This is a genomic window from Acinetobacter sp. GSS19, assembly GCF_028621895.1.
Taxonomy (GTDB): domain Bacteria; phylum Pseudomonadota; class Gammaproteobacteria; order Pseudomonadales; family Moraxellaceae; genus Acinetobacter.
The window spans coordinates 1325052-1344677 of record NZ_CP117520.1 but is presented as its reverse complement, the minus strand read 5'-3'; the positions used below and the strand labels follow the sequence as shown (position 1 = coordinate 1344677).

Here is a 19626-nt window from a genome sequence, read left to right as displayed (position 1 = left end):
ATGTAATATAAAAAAAGGCCTCTTCAGAGGCCTTTTTTTAATTTATATGCAGAATTTAAAAAGCCCTGTTATTTTGACAGGGCTTTTGTTGGACTCATTTATTTCTTGGCTAATTCTGGGTCTTTAATTTCAACATACGCGTTACCCCGTACTTCACGCAACCAGCTGTCTAGCTCAGTATCAAATTGACGTTCACCTAGAATCTGGCGTGCCATGCGTTCTTTGTACTCGTTCGTCATATCCTGCTGACGCGTTTCGGTGACTTGTAGAATATGCCAGCCAAATTGTGTCTGAAAAGGCTCGCTGATTTGCCCAACAGGGGTATTTTTCATTTTCTCTTCGAACTCAGGGACCATGACACCTGGATTCACCCAACCCAAACTTCCTCCATCACGTGCAGAGCCTGGATCATTGGAAAAAGTTGCAGCAAGTACAGCGAAGTCTTCACCCGCTTTCAAACGATTATAAATATTTTCAATAATCTGTTTGGCATTGTCTCTGCTGACGACTTCAGAAGGTTGGATCAGGATGTGGCGGGTTTGATATTGAGGTACGATAGCACGCTGCTCGCTATTTTTCCGTTCAATGAGTTTAATCAGATGGATACCATCACGTAATGGAATCAATGCGCTCGTCTGGCCCGCCTGTAAGGCAGCTGCCTGAGCAGCCAGTTCTGCCGGGATTTCTGCAAGATTGCGGAATCCCATATCAGCACCTTCCACCTGAATGCCATTATTACTGTATTGTTTGTTAAGCGCAGCGACATCATTACTGTTTTGTAGTGCTGTTCTGACTTGTTGAGCAGTGGCTTGTGCAATCTGGTCTTGTCCGGTTGCTGAAATTCGCACGTGGATCAAGTGAACCTGATTACCCAATGCTGCTTGGCCTTGCGGTGATTTCAAAAAGTTTGCAACATCTTGGTCACTGATTTTGATACGTGACATCACCTGCTGCTGACGCAACTGGTTAATTGCCAGATCATCGGCAATACGACTACGTAACGCGGCATAACTGCCAGGTTCTTGTGCATCTAACTTTTGTTGTAATTCTTCTAGGGAGCCAGCCTTGAATTGCTGAGCAACTTTTAAAACTGTTTCATTCAGTGCACGTTCATCGGCCTTGAGACCATAACGTTTAACTTGCTGTAGTTCAGCTTGGCGTAGAATCAGTTTTTCTAAGGCTTGTTGCTCAAGTATTGATTGAGGGGGAAGAGTTTGGTTTTGTTGTTTTGACTGATAATTGGTTTCTGCAAGCAGCTGGTTTAAATCACTACGTAAAATGACACTGTTATCAACCACAGCAATTACTTCGTCATTGGCTGGTTGAGCGAATGATGGGATAGAAACTGAAATGCAAAGTGCGAGCGTGGTTGCTTTAAAAAACTGTTGAATATACTTCGTTTTCATTAACGTTGTGTCCAATACTGATTAATCTTATTAAAACCTGAAATTCGATTCTCGAGTAGCGATGCCAATTTATTGTTAAATGCTCCGAGACCTTTTAATGTCAGTTCCGCCATAATTGCACGGTTTGGCTTTACCGACGAATCATTTACATTGTCAAGATCGTTATAATAGGAATGCCCGTAGACTGATACCGCCCAGCAACATGATTCATAATTTACGCCAAGTAGATATTCACGTGCGACATTATTGTCGAGGTCATACTGAACATGGCCCATCATACGCCAGTTGTTATGAATCGGTTGTATGAATGATGCAACCACTTGATCATAGTACTTCTGACGGTCAATAATCTCTCTGCGGTTAAAATAGCCTAAATTATATAGATTGCCATGTTCGCCCGTGTAATACATTTGGAAATCACGTTGTGCATTGTCTCCATTTGGCATCCAAGCAGCATTCGCATTAATTGTAAAGTATTTTGAAAGTTGGCTAGATAGGTTGAGAATCGGCCCAGTTCTAGAGTCGGAGTATATTTTCTCATTCTCTGTCAGTCGAACACGACGATTTTCAAAATAGTGACTTTGACCTGCGCTCGCTTTTAGTACTTCAAGTCCTTCAGAATTTAAGAGGCTATAACTCAAACCAAGTGATAGAAAATTATTATCTTCTAAGCGATCGTGTCCATAAAAACGGTAGGGGTTAAATAATTGATTGTAGTTAATTGAGGCTGATGTTGTATCAAAATTCGGATAGTTATCCTGGTTTTCATAAGGTGCGTAGGCATAAAATGCACGAGGTGACAAAGTCTGCAAAAATTTGCCGTCACGTTCAAATGTTAGTCCAGTATCCAAAGTGAACTGTGGCACGATGGTCGATGTATCTGCATTACGGGTATCTGAGTTACGATCGGCAAAGGTATTAATGCTGCGAACAGAACCCTCTGGAATGATAAAGGCCCATGGTGTGCGATAGTTGTAGCGAACTGCAAATTGGTTGTAAATACGGGTACCTTCATTTGCAGCGGTCATATCATTGATAGATTTTTTGAAATAAGCTGTATCATTGTTGAACTCGTATTCGAGCCCTTGTCGATTTCCAGTGACATAATTGAGTAAAAATTGAGGTAAGCGTGCATACGGTTTATCTTGATCTTTGACGGTTTTGTCTAAAGTTTGGAAATTTTCAACTTTTAGTTGAGCTGATAAGCCGGGAATATCGTTGTAATAATTTAAACGCCACACACGACGCAAGTTTAAATCGGTTTTGGAGTTGGGATTGGTATTCAGGTCGGCAAAATAATCTTTATCGGATGCGTAGTTATATTCAAGATTGGTTGCAAGGGTATTGTTGATTTGCCAGTTGTGTAAAAAGTGTAGATCTTTACGGTCTTGATCATTGTACTTTGTATCTGATGGCAAATATCCGCCCCAGAGCATTCCTTGGCCGAAGCTCTCAGTTAAATAGCGGAATTCACCTTCTAGCATTGCACCACGCCCACCGAGATAACGTGGTGTTACAGTGGCATCATAATGAGGTGCTAAATTGAGGTAAACGGGTACCGAAATTTGAGGTCCACCATCATTGGTATAACCAAAACTTGGATTAAGAATCCCGGTGGTGCGACGGTCATCAATCGGGAAATTAAAGTAAGGTACCGCCATTACTGGCGTATTTTTAATATAAAGTTTGGTGTTGCGGGTTACACCACGCCCTGTATCCTGATCAAGCACAATGCGATCGGCCTGAATTTTCCAGGTAGGACTTTGATCGGGTGGGCAGGTACTGTAAGTGGCGTTTTCTAAGACCGCAACGGTCGGTGATGTGCGGGCAATCTTGTCAGCATGGCCATGTGCATGTTGCTGTTCAGCAATATAAAAACTGTTGTTGAGATCCCCGATCTGAGTACGCAGGTTGTAGTTGATCTGATCACTTTGTGCGAGTAAGCCGCCTTGTGCCATTTGCACTCGTCCTTCGGCTTTGGCAAAGGTCTGGGTTTTATCCAAAGTGATCTTATCTGCGCGGATCATACGACCCTGCTGGTCAATCACAACATTGCCTTCGAGTACAGAGTCTCCTAAAGGATTGTAGTGACCATAATCCGCAGTAATGGTTGAGGTGGTTTGCTCGGGATCCAATGTTTCAGATGACGGTTGAATCGGAGTGACCCACGCACCTTGACAATACTGTGAGCTGAAACCATTTTGTCGTTGCTGTGCTTCAGGTGCAGATTTATCAACATAATACTGCTCAAAAAAAGCTTGCCCCGGGTAAGCTTCTTGCAATGTGTCTTGTAATTGTTCGTTATTGAGTGTTGACGCTGTTTCTGTTGACGCAGCATAGCTTGATATCGAGCTACCACAGAGTAGGGTCAAAATAGCAGTCGCTAAAGGATTAAATTTAAACTGATGCTTCATTTGTCTCATTAACCAAGTATGCTTTTCGCAATTAATTATTGTCGCATCATAGAGAAAAACTTGATAAGTGGCTACACTTAAGACTTTAAAAAACTCAGCCTGTTTTAGATTTTATTGCAAATGAATACACAACGCGAACAATTGATACATACATGGGTTAGCTCTGTTCTTGCTTCAGATCTGTTTGAGATCAATTTCTTACCAGGCGATGCCAGCTTTCGTCGTTATGCCCGCATCCAGCTCAATAATAAAACCTTGATGTTGATGGACGCACCACCAGAAAAAGAAGATGTCAGACCTTTTGTTAAAATCGCCGAGTTTTTAGGACAACATGAAGTTCGTGTCCCGCAGATTTTGGCCAAAGATGAACAAAATGGTTTTTTATTGCTTGAAGATTTTGGCGACACACTGCTTTCAACCTTGTTGAATGAGATTAGTGTCGATCATTACTATTTGCAAAGTTTTAAACAGCTGATCGAACTGCAGCAAATTGATGCAGCTGCGAGTCAGTTACCTGCCTATAGCTACGAGAAACTATTGACTGAAATGCATCTGCTTACTGAGTGGATGTTGCCTTCTTTGCAGATTGAAACCACTCAAAATGAGCAAGTGATCATTGAACAAGCGTTCGATTTTTTGGCCAAAGCTGCACTGGCACAGCCACAAGTGATTGTACACCGTGATTTTCATAGCCGTAACCTGATGAAAATTGCCGGTGAGCAAGAGTTGGGTGTGATTGATTTTCAGGATGCGGTGATTGGTGCTTATACTTATGACTTGATTTCGATTACTCGGGATGCCTATGTACAGTGGAATGCGGATCGTGTGTATCGTTGGTTTAAGATGTTTTATGAATTGCTGCCAGAAGCCACAACCCAGAACCGCAGTTTTGAGCAATTCAAACGTGAAGCCGATTTGATGGCGATTCAGCGCCATATCAAAATCTTGGGTATTTTTGTCCGTCTGTTTGAACGTGATGGAAAGTCCGGCTATTTGAAAGATTTACCGCGCGTGATGTGGTACTTACTACAAGAAAGCCAAGGTTATGCTGAACTGGAACCTTTTATGCAGTTTATCCAGCAGCGTGTCATGCCTAAATTTGTAGAAAAATATGGTGTCTATGAGGTGGTTGCCTGATGAAAGCCATGATTCTCGCGGCAGGTTTAGGCAACCGGATGCGACCTTTAACGCTGCATACCCCAAAACCACTGCTACAGGTTGCAGACAAGCCACTGATTGTTTGGCATATCGAAAAGCTGCAAAAAATGGGTGTGAACCAGATTGTCATCAATACCGCATGGTTAGGAGATAAACTGGCAGCCGCTTTGGGCGATGGTTCTCAGTTCGGTGTGGAAATTCTCTGGTCACACGAAGGTGAGGGACTGGAAACTGCCGGTGGGATTATCCGTGCTTTACCTTTGCTGGGAGATGATCCGTTTATTCTGGTGAATGGTGATGTCTGGAGCACCATGGACTTTGCACCCTTGCAGCAGATTGAATTGCATCGTGATCTTGCACATCTGGTGTTTGTTCCGAATCCTGTACAACATCCAACCGGTGATTTTCATCTGTTAGACGGACGTGCTTATACCTTTGAACAGCAGAAAGCCGGTGAAGCATTAACTTATAGTGGTATTGCGGTTTTGTCCCCAGAAATGTTTTATGGTTTAGAGCAGGGCAAGCGACCATTGGCACCGCTGTTAAGGCAGGCCATGCATGATGAGCGAGTGGCTGCAGAAAAAATGCAAGGCAGCTGGGTTGATGTTGGCACCCCTGAGCGATTAAGTGCACTGGATCAACAAATTCGTCAGGGTCTATACGATTAAGTGCATATTCGCTAGACGTTCACTACTGTTCCACGCTGAATAAATCGGTATACTTCATTAAATTTTTTGAGATGTTGACTATCTATGCACCCTTTTTTTCAAGAGTTAAAGCAGGGAAGTCAAGCACTTGGCTTGAATTTGAGCGACGAAGCTTTAGGTTTATTATTAAAATATCAAGATGCCTTGGTGTTGTGGAACAAGGCTTATAACCTGACGGCGATTCGTGATCCGAAAGAAATGCTGGTGAAACATCTGCTGGACAGTCTCTCGATCTTGAAAGACTTGCCTGCAGGCCGCCTGCTCGATATCGGTACCGGTGGTGGGATGCCGGGGATGATTATTGCCTTGTGTCAGCCGGAACGACAGTGCGTGTTACTGGACTCCAATGGCAAGAAAATCCGTTTCTTGAAGCAGTTTATTGCTGATCTGAAACTAAAAAATGTGATTGCCGTGCAAACACGTGTGGAAAACGAAGACAGTATTCGCGAGTTGGGCCAGTTTGATGTGATTACTAGCCGCGCTTTTGCTTCGTTACTTGATTTTGTGGATGCCTCCAAACCGTATATGCACGAAAAAACCATTATTGCTGCAATGAAGGGCTTGGTTCCACAGGATGAGATTGAGCAGTTGCAAGTCGAATTTTCCTGCAAGGTGATTGAGTTGGCTGTCCCGCGACTCGATGAACAGCGTCATTTATTGTTATTAGAACGTATTTAATTCATTTGAAGGATTGGGGTTACCATGGCTCAGATTATTGCAATTGCGAACCAGAAAGGTGGCGTAGGTAAAACCACAACCGCAGTGAATTTGGCTGCATCACTGGCCGTATTGAAAAAACGTGTGCTGTTGGTGGATATGGATTCCCAAGGCAATGCCACGATGGGCTCCGGCATCCAGAAAAATGATTTACTGTATTCAGTGACAGATGTCCTACTCGGTGAAGTACCGATTGAAACGGCGATCAGTAAAGCTGAAGTTGGTTATAAGGTGTTGGGTGCCAACCGTGAATTGGCCGGTGTGGAACTGGCAATTGCAGAGCAGGAAGGACGTGAATTTATTTTACGTGAAGCCTTGAACCAGATTCGTGATGATTTTGACTACATCATTGTCGATTGTGCACCTAGTTTAAGCCTGATCACTATTAATGCCTTGGCCGCAGTCGACGGTGTGATGATCCCGATGCAGTGCGAATATTATGCTTTGGAAGGTCTGGCTGATTTAACTCAGACGATTGACCGTATCCAGCAAGCCTTAAATCCGGAGCTGCAAATTATTGGTGTATTACGCACCATGTATGATGCGCGTAACGCATTAACCAGGGATGTGTCGGCAGAGCTTGAGCAATATTTTGGCAAGAAACTCTATGACACCGTTATTCCGCGTAATGTACGTTTAGCGGAAGCGCCAGCGCATGGTTTGCCGATTATTTATTTTGAAAAAAGCTCGAAAGGAGCGGTCGCTTATCTGAATCTGGCGGCTGAGATGTTAAAGAAGACTAAAGCGAAAAAAGGAATGCAAGCATGACCATTAAAAAACGTGGACTGGCCAAAGGCCGTGGTTTAGATGCCTTGCTTGGTTCCATTCAAAAAGAGAAACTTCAACTCGAAGCGCAAAGTTTGGACCATGGTCAGTTGAAACAGATGAATGTGCATCTGTTAAAACGCGGCGCTTATCAGCCACGCCGTTTTATCAATGAACAAGACTTGCAGGAGCTTGCAGCATCGATTGAAAAACATGGTGTGATGCAGCCGATTGTGGTGCGTCCGGTCGATGATGAAAAACATCCTTATGAAATTATTGCGGGTGAACGCCGTTGGCGTGCAGCCCAACTGGCAGGTCTGAGTGAAATTCCAGCCATTGTGCGCGAGCTGAATGATCAGGTTGCGATTGCACTGGCATTAATTGAGAATATTCAGCGTCAGGATTTAAACCCGATAGATCAGGCTTTGGCCTTGCAGCGTTTTCATGACGAGTTCGGTTTAAGCCATCAAGAAATTGCAGATACAGTCGGAAAAGCACGTACTACAGTGAGTAATTTCTTGCGTTTATTGAGCCTGGCTGAACCGGTGAAAGATTTCATGCAGCAAGGTTTGCTGGATATGGGACATGCCCGTGCGATTTTGACACTTAAGGCCAAGGACCAGTTGGCGGTTGCAGAGATGGTGATAGAGAAAAGCCTATCCGTACGTCAGACGGAACAGTTGGCCCGTGACTGGAATATGCCAAAAGAAGATAAAGCCAAAACTACGGTCTCATCTGACTTGCAACAGTTAACGCAAAAACTGACCGAACGTTTTGGGGCTGAAGTCAAAATTGACCATAACAAACAGGGTAAAGGTAAGTTGGTCATTCACTACCATTCATTAGATGAACTGGATGGTATTTTGAATATCTGTTTGGCTGAATAAAACATCATGTCCCTCTTTATGAGGGAATTTTAACTTTGGGGAAGCAAGATGTGGGAACTGGTTAAAGCGGGTGGCTGGCTGATGCTGCCATTAGTTTTGTGTTCAATTTTTACTGTGGCGATTGCAGTTGAACGGTTTATTCGGTTAAAGAAATCAGCCGTTTTACCTCAAAATTTATTGCTTGAGTCAGCCCAATCTTTACCGCAAGTCCTCAGCGTGTTGGAACAAAACCCGCAATTGCAAAGCACAACTTTGGGGCGGATTTTGCATGCTGGACAGCAGGCGCAGGATCAGACTGAGCAGTTTGCGCGTGCGCAGATGGAAGCAGTGGCCTCCAAAGAAATTGGCTATCTGGAAAAAAACATTAACTTTCTAGGGACCCTGAGTGCTGTTGCACCCTTACTGGGGCTTTTGGGGACGGTGCTCGGGATTATTGAATCATTTTTGGTGATTGATCTGGGGTCAACCAGTAATCCAACCTTGATGATTCCCGGCATTTCTAAGGCATTAATTACAACGGCTGCGGGGATGCTGATCGCGATTCCTGCATTATTTGCTTACCGTTATTTTCAGCGTTTAGTCATGGAATATGTTACTGAACTAGAACAACAATCGACGCTGTTTCACGCAGCTTTGTTCTATCAGCGCCCTAAGTCTGCACAAAACTTGATCAAGCAGGCCAGTTGAGTGGGTGAACTCTGATGAAATTTAAACGTTCTCAACAGGTTGAAGATATTCCGATTAACCTGACACCCATGATTGACTGTTTATTGTTTATTCTGGTGTTTTTGTTGCTTTCCACCACGTTTAATCAGCCAAGCCGGTTGAACTTGACCTTGCCGGATGCGCAAGGTGTACCACCAAAACAATATGATCATAAAATTGAAGTCATGGTAGACTCATCCGGGCATTATGCAGTCAACGGTCAGGCACTTTCGAGTCAGGAAGTGGCCGATTTGAGCACAGCCATCAAACAGGTTGCACAGGAGCGTCGTGATTTGATGTTTGTGATCGCAGCAGATGCTAAGGCGAGTCATCAGGATGTGATCCGGGTGATGGATGTTGCAGGTCAACTGGGCTTTGTGAACGTTAATATCAGTACCAAAGTACCATCTCGAGGTTATTAGTGAATCAGGATCTTAAGGTTTATTTTCGTCTCTTAGCGTATCTAAAACCCTATTGGGGCGCGGCCTTATTGGTACTCGTTGGATTTGGTTTGAATGCCGCCACAGAAGTTTCTGTGGCAAAATTATTAGAATATATTATTAATGCAATTCAGCAGCAAAATCAGCAGAATCTGGATTGGTTTCCATTTCTAGTTGTTTTGCTGATTTTTTTTCGTGGTTTAGGGCTGTTTGTGGGTGGTTATTACACTGCCGTTATCTCTAGAAGTTTGATTTTTCAGATTCGTCAGGAAGTATTTGCCAAGCTGCTTGGGCTACCAGCACAATATTATCTGGAAAATTCTAGTGGCCAAATCACTGCCAAGATTATGTATAACGTCGAGCAATTGACTGCAGCATCGACAGAATCTATCAGGACTTTGGTGCAGCAGGGCTTTATTACGATTGGTTTGCTTGGGTATTTGTTGTATAGCAACTGGCGTTTGACCCTTTGTATTTTAGTATTTGCCCCATTAATCGGTTTGCTGATTCGAAAAGCGGCCAAGCGCATGCGTAAACTTTCTCAGCAAGTACAAACCACGATGGGTGACATTAATCATGTGGTGCAAGAAAGTGTCAATGGTAATGCAGTGGTCAAGGGCTTTGGTGGGGAGGCCTTTGAACAACAACGTTTTTATCATTATTCGAATGAAAACTTGAAACGCGGCCTGAAAATGGTGGTCGTGCAGCAGATGAACAGCCCGATTGTTCAGCTGATTATGGCGATTGCGCTCAGTATTATTATCTGGTTGGCTTTGCGGCCACAGATTCTAGGAGACACCTCTGCTGGAGAATTCGTGGCCTATATCACGGCAGCAGGTTTGTTGGCTAAACCGATTAAGGCACTAACTGATATCAATGAAAAATTACAGCGTGGTATGGCGGCTGCCTATTCTGTTTTTGAGCTGCTGGATACACCTTCAGAAAAAAATACAGGACAACTTACACCTGTTTTGAAGGGTGATATTGATTTCAAACAGGCAAGTTTGACTTATTCAGATGGCTCTAAAGCGATTGAAAATTTTAGTTTACATGTGAGAGTGGGAGAAACAGTCGCATTGGTAGGGCGTTCTGGTGCGGGTAAAAGCTCGCTGGTGAATTTACTAGTCCGTTTTCAGGAACTTAGTGCGGGTCATATTCTGCTAGATCAGATTGATATACAAGAGATCGAGCTGACTAGCTTGCGTTCGCAGATTGCTATGGTCAATCAACAGGTGGTTTTATTTGATCGCACAGTGCGTGAAAATATTGCTTATGGTCAGCTGCAAAATGCAACAGATGAGCAGATTATTGCCGCTGCAAAAGCAGCTTATGCACATGATTTTATTATGCAATTACCTCACGGATACGATACTCCGCTAGGTGCACAGGGGTTGAGTTTATCCGGCGGTCAGCGTCAGCGTATTGCCATTGCACGTGCCATTTTGAAAAATGCACCGATCTTGATTCTGGATGAGGCGACTAGTGCTTTGGATAACGAGTCAGAACACTTTATTCAAAAAGCATTTGATGAGGCGATGCAGGATCGTACGACCATCGTGATTGCACACAGGCTGTCAACGATTGAAAATGCAGATCGTATTGTAGTAATGGACAAGGGACAAATTTTGGAGCAAGGAACGCATAGTGAATTGATGGCGAAGCAGGGTGCTTACTATCAATTGCATCAGCGTAACTTTGAGGAAAAATAACCATGTCTTTGGCACAATTAATTCAGGATGCTTGGAATCAGCAAGCCAGATGGCTTGTGCTCCTGCGTCCCCTGTCTTGGTTGTATCGTGCCGGTTTTGTGTTGAACCGTAAGCTGTATCAGTCTGGAATCAAATCGGTTTATCAATCTCCTGTCCCGGTCATGGTGATTGGGAATATTACGGTGGGTGGTAGTGGTAAAACACCGCTATTAATTCAGTTGGTGAAATATCTGCAAACCCATGGTGTCCGGGTGGGAGTGATTAGTCGGGGATATGGAGCGAAAGGTCCATTTCCTGCTTTGGTGAGCGCAGACTCGGATCCCGAAAATGTCGGTGATGAGCCTGCCTTGATTGTGCAGGCCACCCATGTACCGATGGCGGTAGGTCCAAACCGTCAACTTAGTATTGACCTCCTCCTGCAACAACAGCAATTTGATTTGATTATCAGTGATGATGGCCTGCAGCACTGGGCGCTGGCACGTCAGATCGAATGGATCGTGTTGGATAAAAATCGTGGTTTGGGTAATAAAAAACTGTTACCAGAAGGCTACTTGCGTGAGCCGCCATGCCGTTTAAAAACCGGTACAGTGATTGAACACTCTGCTACACCGCAAACCAAACTGCATATGCACCTAGCAGCAGCTGAGCCATATTTGCTTAATCCGCGAGATCAGCATCAGTCGGTTTTTAATCCGCAAGAAAATTTTTACGCGGTGGTTGGGATCGGTTTTCCACAACGTTTCTATCAAACCCTTGAGTCGATGGGGGTGCAACAATTTCAGTGTCATGAGTTTCCGGATCATCATGATTACGAAATTGAGGATTTGCAATTTGAGGATGCCGGGCCGATTATCACCACAGAAAAAGATGCGGTGAAATTGTTACCTTTATTAAAACAGTTTCCAGAAAACTATCGTGAGATTTGGGTGGTTCCCGTAGAGGCGGTGTTATCCCCAGACTGTTATCAAGTTTTACATCAGCAGCTCCAGTCACTCGGTCTGCATATTGCTTAAGGTTCAGCCATGAAACATATCGTTATTCCTGCGCGTTTTTCCAGTTCTCGCTTGCCGGGGAAGCCACTGTTAGAGATTCATGGTCGTGCCATGATTTTGCGTGTTGTCGATCAGGCAAAAAAAGTGCAGGGATTTGATGATTTATGTGTCGCTACGGATGATGAGCGTATCGCTGACCTATGTCGAGCAGAAGGAATAGAAGTTGTACTCACGCGTGCCGATCATCCATCTGGGACTGACCGTTTAAGCGAAGTGGCACAAATGAAAGGCTGGGATAGCGATGATATCATTGTGAACGTGCAGGGTGATGAGCCGTTATTGCCGGCACAATTGGTCCAGCAAGTCGCTCAACTATTGGTGGACAAACCAAATTGTTCAATGTCGACCTTATGTGAACCGATTCATCAACTGGATGAATTCCAGCGTGACAGTATTGTAAAGGTCGTCATGTCAAAACGGAATGAAGCCCTGTATTTTAGCCGTGCAGGCATTCCATATGACCGTGATGGTGCCAAACATGCTGAACCCGCTTTGCATGCACATGCTTATCGCCATTTGGGTTTATACGCCTATCGTGTGAAGCTTTTGCAAGAATACGTCAGCTGGGAAATGGGTACGCTTGAGCAACTGGAAAGTCTGGAGCAATTACGTGTTCTTGAAAATGGCCATCGTATCGCGATTGCTGTTGCACAAGCGAACCTTCCGCCGGGTGTTGATACGCAGGCAGATCTCGATCGACTGAATGCAATGGATATTGCATATTTTCAATGATGGCTTGATCTTATGTTTGATCCTGAAATTCCTTCACAAGTCTATCCTTGGCAGCAGCAGGTCTGGCAGACGCTGACCAGTCGTTTTCCCTCGCTGGGTCATGGTTTATTATTTTATGGTAAGCCGGGATGTGGCAAGGAATCATTTGCACAGCACTTCTTGAGTTGGGTGCTGTGCCTGCATAAGCAGTCGAATGGACCGTGCGGCGAGTGTGCGAGTTGCCAGTGGATCAAGTCAGATACACATCCGAATTATGTGCATATCAGCACCGATGAAGAAAATAAAAAACAAAATGCCAAGATCAAGATTGAGAAAATTCGTGATCTTTTGCCCTTTGTACAGCAAACGGGCGAAGGTTGGCGTGTCGTTGTGATTGAGCCGGCAGAAGCCCTGAATATGGCTTCTGCCAATGCGCTACTCAAAACCCTTGAGGAACCGGGTGAGCGTGTGGTGATCATTTTATTGGCGGATCATTATCTGAAGTTGCCAGCCACGATTCGCAGCCGTTTACAGCATTTTGCCTTGGATCGTTTGAGTTCAGGGCAATTACAAGAATATCTTCAACAACATTTGCAAGATGTCTCAGCCGAACGTTTACAGCTGTTGAGCCAGTTGGCCAATCAGATGCCGTTACGTGCGATTGAACTGGCACAAAGTGAGTGGATCCAACAACGGCAGGATTTTATCCAAGACTGGCAGAAGCTAGTACAACAAAAAAATCAACCGATGACTTTATCCAGTAAATGGACAAAATTGCTCAATTTCACGGATTTTATCCAGATGTTTGAATACTTGTTGTGTGATTTGATTTGTGTCAAGCTGCAGCAGAATATCAAAAATATTGATCTCGACTTTTCTATACTACAAAGTCAATATTCTCTGGAAATCTTGTTTGAGTTGTATGCTGAAATACAGCAGGGTAAACGCTTTGTTGAGCAGAATGTACAAACCAATCTGATTCTGGATCAGTTGTTTATAAAACTCATGAATGTTTAAAATAATAGGGGAAATTTCATGCAACCACGTATGGGCGGTATTATCCAGGCCAATATTCCTGATCGTGCAACTTTGCAAGCCAGTTATATGCCCTTTGTGCAGGGTGGTGGTTTATTTGTTCCTTCCAAACATCCCGTTAAGCTTGGGGAAGAAGTTTTTGTACTAGCCACTTTGCCTGAGCAAACCCAGAAAATTCCTTTAACCGGCAAGGTGGTGTGGATATCTCAAAAGCAGATCGGTATTAAACCACAGGGTTTTGCAATTCAGCTCAGTGGTGAAAAAGGCATCTATTACAAATCGGAAGCCGAAAAATTATTGGCGGGTAGTATGTCTTTGGATCGTCCAAGCTATACCATGTAATGCTATTTTAAATTTTACCAAGGAAATGTTGTGTTTGTAGATACTCATTGTCATTTAACCATGCTTGATCTCAGCCCGTATGATGGTGATCTTGATCAGGCATTGGCGCAGGCGCGTGCAGCGGGCGTGTCGAAATTCATGGGTATCTCGGTGGATTTGGAAGATCATCTTGCCCTGGCAGAGATTGCTGCACGACATTCAGACGTAGGTTATACCATTGGCATACACCCTTGCGAAGATGCCGCTGTTATGGCGCGTGCCAGCGTGGAGTATCTGGCTGAATTGGCACAAGCTGATCAGGTTTGGGCCTTGGGGGAAACCGGACTAGATTATTATCACAGCACGGATTTTGTCATGGAACAGAAAGCATGTTTTGCCCGTCACATTCAGGCTGCTAAATTAGTCAAAAAGCCCGTCGTTGTTCATACCCGTGCAGCGAAGCACGATACTGTGGACATCATTCGTGCCGAACAGTCCAATTACGGCATTTTGCACTGCTTTACGGAAGATTGGGAAACCGCGAAAGCAGTACTGGACTGTGGCTATTACATTTCTTTTTCTGGCATTATTTCATTCAAAAATGCGCAAGATTTACGTGATGTTGCCAAGCAAGTGCCCCTGGATCGGGTACTGATTGAAACAGACAGTCCCTATCTGGCACCTGTGCCTTATCGGGGCAAGACCAATGAGCCTAAATATGTGCCTTATGTAGCCAAAGCATTGGCTGATGTATATGATAAGTCTCTTGAGGAGATGGCATTTATTACTACTCAGAACTTTGAAAATCTCCTTAAATTACAGTAAATGTCACATGAATAAAATAAGCAGCTAAGAGAGTAATCGCGTGAAGATGGATCGTCAGGCTCAGTTTCGGGCAAGGGAAGCACTGATTTTTCAGGTGGCTGAGCAACTATTATTGGAAAATGGCGAATCAGGCATGACGCTGGATGCTTTGGCTGCAGAGCTCGATCTGGCAAAAGGGACGCTTTACAAGCACTTTCAGAGTAAAGATGAGCTGTACATGTTGCTGATTATCCGGAATGAACGCATGTTGCTGGATATGATGCGGGATAAGAATAAAAGTTTTCCGGAGTTGCTGGCCTATTTTATGATGCATCATTTGCATCATCCGGAACGCACGGTGTTATTTCATCAGATAGAAGAGCGTCTTTCGATTACTGGTCAGGGGATTCACCAGCTATTTAGTGAGCTGTATCAGATCCGCAGACAGCGTATGCGTATGCTTATCGAAATGACTGACGAATATTTGCAGTCCATTTCAAGTCAGATGTCAGTGCGCGATTATCTCGCGGCCATCTGGTCGATGACCCATGGTACAGCTGCGATTTTAAATTCCAGCTTTTATCAACGCTATCTGGGAGCGCGTGATACTTTGCGCGTGGCGTGCATTGAGCAAGTATTGGCTTTGCCAAAGCAAACAGCACTGTAAATTTTCTCAATTTAAAGTGACCTCCCTATTTTCAGGTAAGGCGATTGTGGATTGGTATTTTAAAGTGTATATGACGCCGATTTTCCAGAGATTGTTGCTGCTTAAGGTACGCTGTGTTTCGAAATAACTGTGCTAACAAATTTCATTACAGTAGATGTATTTTGCCAATTAATGCAAACGTTAAAATAAATGCTAAGTTTTGCAGTTTTGCTTTATAATCCCAACTAATGACTATTAAGCATCTCTTTGGCGCATGTTAATTCGTAAGTTATTTAAGTTTGAAAATGCTCACATTGTGCGTAACTGCACTTCGGATCGTTGTAAGCGTTCGATTCATGGTCACAGTTACAAGGTAGAGTTGTTGCTTAAAGCTTCGAAGCTGGATCATGGTCAAATGGTTTATGATTTCGGCTTGCTGAAGGGTGTGATTAAAGATATTTTTGACAGTTTTGATCATGCGATCTGCTTTTGGCAGCAAGATGATCCAAACTATATTCAAGCCTGCAAGCAATTTAGTGCACGTTGGGTGTCACTGCCGGTTTCACCCTCTGCGGAACAGTTTTCTCGTATCTTCTTCTTTTTAGCCCAGCAAGTGTTGCAATCTACCATTACTGAAAATGGTGAGGGAGATGTATCGGTTTATTCTGTCATTGTGCATGAAACAGATACAGGCTATGCCCAGAGTTTCTTAGAAGATATTGAAAATCAGCAGATGGGAATTTTGCATTTGGACCAGATTGAGTTCTCAGAACAGGTGCAAGCTGAGTGGGCTGATCCTCAGATGTATGAAAAGCTTAAACAAGGAATCAAATTCCAGAACCCAGCAGTCGAGTTACAAGTTAAGGTTTAACTTTGTCTCGATAAAATGAATTTAGGGATGAATCAGGATGCAATTAACTGCAGAACAGCAGGCCAAACTCGATAAAGTACATTTAGATGATAGCTGGAAATATCATCTGGCAGATTTTCTGCTTGGCCCGACCATGGAGCAGTTACGCAACTTTTTATTGGCGGAGAAAAAAGCCGATAAAGTGATTTATCCACCCAGTTCACTGATCTTTAATGCCTTAAATACCACCCCTTTACACGCAGTGAAGGTGGTGATTTTAGGACAGGATCCTTATCATGGTCCTAATCAGGCACACGGATTGAGTTTTTCAGTGCAGCGAGGAGTGGCATTACCTCCCTCTTTGCGTAATATTTTTCATGAATTGCATACCGATCTCGGTATGCCGGTTCCATCGCATGGGGATCTAACGCGATGGGCTCAACAAGGGGTGTTGCTGCTTAATAGTGTTCTGACTGTTGAGGCAGGGCAGCCGACTTCACATCAAAAACGGGGTTGGGAAGATTTTACTGACCAGGTGATTGATGTATTAAATGAGCAAAGAGAGCATCTGGTTTTCATCTTGTGGGGAGCCTATGCTCAGCGGAAGGGACAACGCATCGATCGCAGTAAACATCTGGTACTGACAGCGGCACATCCATCGCCTTTGGCAGCCAACCGTGGTGGTTTCTTCGGTTGTCGTGTATTCTCGAAAGCAAATAATTATCTGAAACAAAATGGCATTGAGCCTATAGATTGGCAGCTGGACGCATGACACATTCTCCCGACTTAAACCGTTATCATCCGGACTTAATTGTTGAAGAAGCAAAAAATGGCTGGCGCGTGGTTCGCCTGAATCGGCCTAAATCTTTACACGCTCTGGATGAGTCGATTGTAACCGCGCTTTTGCGGGTCTTTGAAGATTTTCACCATGATGATCAGGTGAAAGCCATCTGGCTAGATTCCACCACGCCAAAAGCCTTTTGTGCGGGTGGTGATGTACGTAAATTGCGTCAACTGGTGATTAATCAGGAAGTCGAGGCGGCCAACAAGTTTTTTGAGCAGGAATATGCGCTCGATTTATTGTTGCATAACTATGCCAAACCTGTGCTGGTTTGGGGCGAAGGTTATGTAATGGGTGGCGGTCTGGGGTTGTTTATGGCTGCGCCTTTCCGCTTGGTGACGCCACATTCTCGCTTGGCGATGCCTGAAATCAACATTGGTTTATATCCAGATGTAGGGGCCACTCGTTTCTTGGCAGATCGTGGTTCGATTGGCTTGTTTACCGGATTAACCGGATCCATTATGACCTCGGCAGGGGCGTATGGTATTGGATGGGCAACCCATATCTGTGATACACACCGCGATATTGTATTGCAGAAAGTGATTGATATTGATTGGAATCATTACCCAGCAGGTGATTTTCGTGCCATTGATGACACCCTGAACAGTTTACACCGTCCGGTAGCGCCAGGACCTTTGCAAAATTCGCTGGATGTCATCTATAGCGTGTGCCGTGGTGTAGATTTTAAATATGATTATGAAGCCATTATTGGCTTAAATGACGCACGCAGTGATTGGTTACGTCAAGCGAGTGAAAACTTGCAGAAAGGTTCACCTGCAACAGCAGCGCTCACTTGGTTATTGTGGCAATGGGGCAAGCAGGTCCATTCCTGGAATGAAGTGTTTGAGTTAGAATTGCAGATTTCGGATTGGAAGATTCGCCATGCCGACTTTGTTGAAGGCGTTCGCGCACGCTTGGTAGATAAAGATCTTTCACCTGAATGGAAAGTCTATTCGGAATTGAGCCTGAAAGGAATTTTAGGGGATTGTCCACCTGTCACAAGCATTGCAAGCTGGAATACTTTGTTGAAGCAGTATGGTGTGATTGACTGATTTCGTGATGGCTGAACCACAAATTAAATCTGATGAAGAATGGATGCAGCAAGCTTACGAGTTGGCTGCATTGGCTGCCTCAAAAGGAGAAATTCCTGTCGGGGCGGTGATTGTGAGTAATAACCAAATCATCGGTCAAGGCTTTAACACTCCTATCTCTAGTCACGATCCTACAGCACATGCTGAAATTCAGGCGATTCGCCAGGCCTGTTTATCGATTCAAAACTACCGCTTACCTGAAGATGCTACCCTATATGTAACCTTAGAACCTTGCACAATGTGTGTGGGTGCACTCGTGCATGCGCGGGTTCAGCGGGTGGTGTTTGCAACTACTGAGCCTAAAGCTGGCTCGTTGGTCAGTGCGCGCCGTTTGCTGGAAAATGGTTATTACAATCATAAGTTCACGGTAGACGTTGGCTGTTTACATCAACAATGTTCACAGCAGTTGAGTGATTTCTTTAAAAAACGCCGCGAAGAGAAACGTCAACAACGTAATCAATTTAAAAATACTATCCTTTAAGTGTGTTGCTCCTTATGGGCTGAACTAGATGGTGTTGTTTAGCGTTTTTTAGGTGGCTATTCTCCTTTTCTTGATCTAAATCACCAAAAATGCGGAAAGTCAAACAAGAATAACTTGCACAGTTGAAGCGCATGATTAAACTAGGCTAAGCAAAACTGGCAGCACAATTTGTTTAAATGGTAAATCAATGACAATTCATATTATTACAATCGATGGTCCAAGTGGTTCGGGTAAAGGAACGTTGGCAGCAAAATTGGCCCAGCATTACCACTTTCATTTGTTGGATTCAGGGGCATTGTATCGACTCTTGGGTTTGTCATTGCATAAACGTGGATTGCTCGATGAGCTGGAACAACAGTTGGCTCAATGTGTCGAGATTGCATTGAATCTCAATATTAAGTTCGAAATGACACAAAATGGCACCATCGTATTACTCGATGGTGAAGATGTTAGCCAAACTATCCGTACCGAGCGGGTGGGTGAATATGCTTCCAAGGTTGCTGCGATTCCGCAATTAAGAACCGCTCTATTTGAGCGACAGCGTGCTTTTGCACAGGCACCCGGCTTGGTGGCGGATGGTCGTGATATGGCGACGACTATTTTCCCTGAGGCGCAGACAAAAATTTATCTGACCGCTTCTGCTGAGTCGCGTGCTGGGCGCCGTGTAAAACAGTTGCAGGGCATGGGGGTCGATGTTAAAATGGGCGACATTTTAGCTAACATACAAGCTCGCGATAAACGGGATATGGAACGTGCAGTTGCACCTCTTAAACCTGCACCTGATGCTTACCAGATTGATAGTTCGGATTTGAATATCGATCAGGTCTTTGCATTGATGGTGAATTATATCGATGCGCAATTGGCTAAATAACTAAATTTATCAGCA

Annotated in this window: 21 protein-coding genes; 19 read left to right on the top strand and 2 right to left on the bottom strand. The window is 44.1% G+C overall.

What is annotated here, in order from left to right; all coding sequences use genetic code 11:
* Positions 1 to 98 precede the first annotated feature (98 nt).
* Positions 99 to 1406 carry a peptidylprolyl isomerase gene (locus tag PGW99_RS06475; RefSeq protein ID WP_273776770.1) on the bottom strand — a complete coding sequence of 436 codons (1308 nt, stop codon included), beginning with the start codon at positions 1404 to 1406 and terminating at the stop codon, positions 99 to 101.
* Positions 1406 to 3820 (bottom strand): LPS-assembly protein LptD, encoded by a 2415-nt coding sequence (locus tag PGW99_RS06470; RefSeq protein WP_273776769.1) that lies wholly within the window; start codon positions 3818 to 3820, stop codon positions 1406 to 1408. Before PGW99_RS06470 ends, PGW99_RS06475 begins: the two co-directional genes overlap by 1 nt.
* A 120-nt stretch (positions 3821 to 3940) precedes the next feature.
* Between PGW99_RS06470 and PGW99_RS06465 the strand changes: the two genes are divergently transcribed.
* From PGW99_RS06465 to cmk, 19 genes are all read left to right on the top strand, one after another.
* Positions 3941 to 4957, top strand: a complete 1017-nt coding sequence (locus tag PGW99_RS06465) for an aminoglycoside phosphotransferase family protein (protein ID WP_273776768.1) — start codon at positions 3941 to 3943, stop codon at positions 4955 to 4957.
* Positions 4957 to 5646 (top strand): N-acetylmuramate alpha-1-phosphate uridylyltransferase MurU, encoded by a 690-nt coding sequence (gene murU, locus PGW99_RS06460; RefSeq protein ID WP_273776767.1) that lies wholly within the window; start codon positions 4957 to 4959, stop codon positions 5644 to 5646. Before PGW99_RS06465 ends, murU begins: the two co-directional genes overlap by 1 nt.
* A gap of 84 nt (positions 5647 to 5730) precedes the next feature.
* Positions 5731 to 6363, top strand: coding sequence for a 16S rRNA (guanine(527)-N(7))-methyltransferase RsmG (rsmG, locus tag PGW99_RS06455; protein ID WP_273776766.1), 633 nt, complete (start codon positions 5731 to 5733; stop codon positions 6361 to 6363).
* A 24-nt stretch (positions 6364 to 6387) separates the two neighbouring features.
* Entirely contained in the window at positions 6388 to 7170 is a 783-nt protein-coding gene (locus PGW99_RS06450; protein WP_273776765.1) for a ParA family protein, read from the top strand.
* Positions 7167 to 8054 (top strand): ParB/RepB/Spo0J family partition protein, encoded by an 888-nt coding sequence (locus PGW99_RS06445; protein ID WP_273776764.1) that lies wholly within the window; start codon positions 7167 to 7169, stop codon positions 8052 to 8054. Before PGW99_RS06450 ends, PGW99_RS06445 begins: the two co-directional genes overlap by 4 nt.
* A 48-nt stretch (positions 8055 to 8102) precedes the next feature.
* Positions 8103 to 8741, top strand: a complete 639-nt coding sequence (locus PGW99_RS06440; RefSeq protein WP_273776763.1) for a MotA/TolQ/ExbB proton channel family protein — start codon at positions 8103 to 8105, stop codon at positions 8739 to 8741.
* Positions 8742 to 8755: 14 nt separating this feature from the next.
* Entirely contained in the window at positions 8756 to 9181 is a 426-nt protein-coding gene (locus tag PGW99_RS06435) for an ExbD/TolR family protein (RefSeq protein ID WP_273776762.1), read from the top strand.
* Positions 9181 to 10908 (top strand): lipid A export permease/ATP-binding protein MsbA, encoded by a 1728-nt coding sequence (gene msbA / locus PGW99_RS06430; RefSeq protein ID WP_273776761.1) that lies wholly within the window; start codon positions 9181 to 9183, stop codon positions 10906 to 10908. Before PGW99_RS06435 ends, msbA begins: the two co-directional genes overlap by 1 nt.
* A 2-nt stretch (positions 10909 to 10910) precedes the next feature.
* Positions 10911 to 11921 (top strand): tetraacyldisaccharide 4'-kinase, encoded by a 1011-nt coding sequence (gene lpxK, locus PGW99_RS06425; RefSeq protein WP_273776760.1) that lies wholly within the window; start codon positions 10911 to 10913, stop codon positions 11919 to 11921.
* A gap of 9 nt (positions 11922 to 11930) precedes the next feature.
* A complete protein-coding gene (gene kdsB / locus PGW99_RS06420) occupies positions 11931 to 12692 on the top strand; it encodes a 3-deoxy-manno-octulosonate cytidylyltransferase (protein WP_273776759.1) in 762 nt (253 codons plus the stop codon).
* Positions 12693 to 12704: 12 nt separating this feature from the next.
* On the top strand, positions 12705 to 13688 hold the full coding sequence (locus tag PGW99_RS06415) for a DNA polymerase III subunit delta' (RefSeq protein WP_273776758.1): 984 nt from the start codon (positions 12705 to 12707) through the stop codon (positions 13686 to 13688).
* An 18-nt stretch (positions 13689 to 13706) separates the two neighbouring features.
* Positions 13707 to 14048: a PilZ domain-containing protein gene (locus tag PGW99_RS06410; protein ID WP_273776757.1), complete on the top strand. Its 342-nt coding sequence runs from the start codon at positions 13707 to 13709 to the stop codon at positions 14046 to 14048.
* A 30-nt stretch (positions 14049 to 14078) separates the two neighbouring features.
* A complete protein-coding gene (locus PGW99_RS06405; RefSeq protein ID WP_273776756.1) occupies positions 14079 to 14852 on the top strand; it encodes a TatD family hydrolase in 774 nt (257 codons plus the stop codon).
* Between the two features lie 46 nt (positions 14853 to 14898).
* A complete protein-coding gene (locus PGW99_RS06400) occupies positions 14899 to 15498 on the top strand; it encodes a TetR/AcrR family transcriptional regulator (protein ID WP_273779452.1) in 600 nt (199 codons plus the stop codon).
* Positions 15499 to 15751: 253 nt separating this feature from the next.
* Entirely contained in the window at positions 15752 to 16348 is a 597-nt protein-coding gene (locus tag PGW99_RS06395; RefSeq protein WP_273776755.1) for a 6-pyruvoyl trahydropterin synthase family protein, read from the top strand.
* Between the two features lie 37 nt (positions 16349 to 16385).
* Positions 16386 to 17099: a uracil-DNA glycosylase gene (gene ung / locus PGW99_RS06390; protein ID WP_273776754.1), complete on the top strand. Its 714-nt coding sequence runs from the start codon at positions 16386 to 16388 to the stop codon at positions 17097 to 17099.
* The gene (locus PGW99_RS06385) at positions 17096 to 18220 is read left to right on the top strand and encodes an enoyl-CoA hydratase/isomerase family protein (protein ID WP_273776753.1); all 1125 of its coding nucleotides are present in this window, start codon (positions 17096 to 17098) and stop codon (positions 18218 to 18220) included. The genes ung and PGW99_RS06385 overlap by 4 nt, the downstream gene beginning before the upstream one ends.
* A gap of 7 nt (positions 18221 to 18227) precedes the next feature.
* A complete protein-coding gene (tadA, locus tag PGW99_RS06380; protein WP_273776752.1) occupies positions 18228 to 18740 on the top strand; it encodes a tRNA adenosine(34) deaminase TadA in 513 nt (170 codons plus the stop codon).
* Between the two features lie 187 nt (positions 18741 to 18927).
* Positions 18928 to 19611, top strand: a complete 684-nt coding sequence (gene cmk, locus PGW99_RS06375) for a (d)CMP kinase (RefSeq protein WP_273776751.1) — start codon at positions 18928 to 18930, stop codon at positions 19609 to 19611.
* Positions 19612 to 19626 lie beyond the last annotated feature (15 nt).